The sequence below is a fragment of the Bartonella senegalensis OS02 genome (assembly GCF_000312545.1).
Taxonomy (GTDB): domain Bacteria; phylum Pseudomonadota; class Alphaproteobacteria; order Rhizobiales; family Rhizobiaceae; genus Bartonella; species Bartonella senegalensis.
The window spans coordinates 1-2,750 of the sequence record NZ_HE997547.1 but is presented as its reverse complement, the minus strand read 5'-3'; the positions used below and the strand labels follow the sequence as shown (position 1 = coordinate 2,750).

Below are 2,750 nucleotides of genomic sequence, written 5' to 3'. Positions count from 1 at the left end.
TTATCAAACCCTTCATATTGGAAAAGGGGAAGGGACCGTCTATGCAGTGCATGGTGATGCTTCAATTCACCTCAATGCACGTCTAAATCCTAATGATCAGAGAGATCAGCAGGTAACTGATAGGCTTGTTATTCATGGTGATGTTGAGGGAAAAACGAGAATACATGTACGAGCTGTTTCGGGTGATGTAGGAGCAGGTCAAAATAACAACCGGGTTGCGCACAGCGTTTCAGTTATTCAGGTTTATGGACAGGCAGAGAAAGATTCTTTCCAACTGGATGGTGATTATGTTGCATTAGCAAACTCCCCTTACAAATACACTCTTCGTTCTTACAGTCCAAAATCCACTTCGACAGGGGACCATGTTGATCAGAAATTTATGAAGGATGATGGAGAGTTTTGGAATTTCCGCTTAGAAAATCAGTATGTTCATGCTCCTGTTTCTACGGATAAACCTGTTGTTCCTGAACGTCCTGTTCGGTCTGTTGTTCCACAAGTGCCCACTTATCTGCTGTTGCCTAATAGCGTGTTCCATGCAGGTTTGATGGATATCAGCAATCAAAATAAGCAGTTGGAAACACTGCGGATGACTGCTGGTGGGATGTTAGAAGTTCGTGAAAACCCAGCATTGTTCTTGCAAGGCTATGGTGGTCATTACCGTTATGCCTCAGATCTGTCTGCACTTGAATATGGCTATGGTGGCAATCTTCATTATAACGCTGCTAAGGCTGGCATTTTGCTGAAAACACTTGAGAGTGCAGATATTGTGATGTCTTTTGGGCTGATGGGCTCTTATGGCAAGCTTTCTGTGCAACCTCAAGATGTTGAATACAGTGAAGAGAGTGCCTTTGATAAATGGTCTGTCACGGCATACGGCACTTTGCAGCATGATACAGGTTTTTATGTCGATGGTCTTTTATCCTATGGTCTGTTGAAAGGGGATGTTGTTACTCTTGCACGTGGTAAGACAGCAACATTAAAGAGCAAACCTTTGAGTGTTTCCTTGACAGGTGGTCAGTCCTTTGCAACCGGATATGAGGGTTTTGTTGTTGATCCGCAAATTCAGGTTGTTTATCAAAATCTCCAGTTTGATAAAGCTCGTGATATTGATAACTTCGATATTGAAATGGGAAAACTTGATCAGTGGGTTGCACGTGTTGGTGGGCGTTTGAGCAAGGCTGCGAGCGGATCTGAAGGAATAAGCGCTACCTCTTTCTATGGAAAGCTTTATCTTGTCCATGGCTTTGGAGAAAAACAGTCTGTGCATTTTAAAGATGCTTTCCAGTTAGGTGCTTTTGGTTCTTCACTAGAAGCTGGATTAGGCTTTAATGCGCGTTTATCTTCAAACTTTGTGCTTCATGGTGATGTTTCTTATCAGAATAAGCTTGGTAAGGCAGGTTTTTCCGGAGCGAGTTTTTCAGGCGGTCTGCGTTATCAGTTTTAAGATACGAGACAATTTGTCCTTTCAAGAAGGCAGCACAGTGTGCTGCCTTTTTTATTGATAAAACGTATGTTGTTGTTTTGAATAACACATTGATTTATAGTGATAGTTTACAGTTTTGCATGTTGAATGAGAGACTTGAATATCGTAAGATTCTCTCATTCCAAATCTGTTTATGTTGAATCACTCAAAATCATTCGCTTGCACGTTACAAGCGGAATTATTATTAGTGTGTGGATAAAAATTGTACAGAAAAAGAGTAAAAATGCTTCTTATGAACCGTCTCAATGTAAAGGCTGTCGCACGTTGGGAGCTGGCAAATATAATAATGGTGCCGGCTTGCTCTTTTATAAGCGTAAAGATGGTCGTGCTCAATGGATTTAACGTTATACTGTTCACGGGTGCCGCTGCGAAATGGGCTTTTGGACACTCAGAGATGTTTCTTTAAAAAAAATAAGCCCGTGAGTTAGCAACCCAATGGCGTTCTGTTTTGCGTTGAGGGACGTGCCCCCATTAAGAACATGACAAACAAAAACGTGAGGCAATTTGTAATCTTCATTATTTAAAAAATATTGCTTTAGATGCTTTTGAGATTGACCAAGAAATCATAATATTTGTTGTTTTGCAGGTGAAAGCAGCTAATGGATCGGTCTCATTTTTCTTTTATGCTGCAATGCAATGAGTGAATTTTCTTAAACTCTTTGCTTCTCCTGATAAGATAAGGGCTCGATTTTATTTTCCAAGCGATTGTATGAATCCTACTCTTTAGGGTTATCCTATCCTGCTTGAGGGGGATTTGATGTCTCTGCTCTCTAGTGACAAGAACTAGGTTTTTGAGAGTTTATTTTTACTGACTTTTTTATTTCATATTTTTGTTCAGTCTTTTTATTGCACAACGATAGATTGTTTGTGCAACTAATTACACTTAATGATTTTATTTTTGCTTTACACGAAATACGGAATGTATTATACACCTATAGATTGCACATATTAATTATTCTCTTATGGGTAGTTTTTATGTTGCAATGAGATCGTGTGCGGAATGTATTTGAATAACGTATTGCGCCAATCAAATGAGCAGTAAGGAGATGCGTCTTTTGGCTTTAGCCTATTTGAGAGTGCTGAGGCGGTGAGTGGGATGTTTTTGCGAATGCTTTTATTTTCAATGAGAGGGGAATGGAAGTTTCGAGGGAACTATGATTAAAGTGTTTAGAAATCATGCATGTGTATGTGCCGTTACAACGGCTATCTTTTCTCTTATACAAAATGGAGTAGCGGTTGGTGAGAATGCGAGAGAGGTGAGTGGTGC

1 protein-coding gene and 1 pseudogene are annotated in these 2,750 nt (G+C 40.0%); both read left to right on the top strand.

Going from position 1 to position 2,750, the window contains the following annotated elements; all coding sequences use genetic code 11:
• Nucleotides 1–1,444: autotransporter family protein (locus BN200_RS08300; RefSeq protein WP_019222101.1), on the top strand; the 1,444-nt coding region annotated here is incomplete at its 5' end.
• Between the two features lie 262 nt (nt 1,445–1,706).
• Nucleotides 1,707–2,033, top strand: a pseudogene (locus BN200_RS09870) (Arm DNA-binding domain-containing protein); the annotation flags it as partial.
• Nucleotides 2,034–2,750 lie beyond the last annotated feature (717 nt).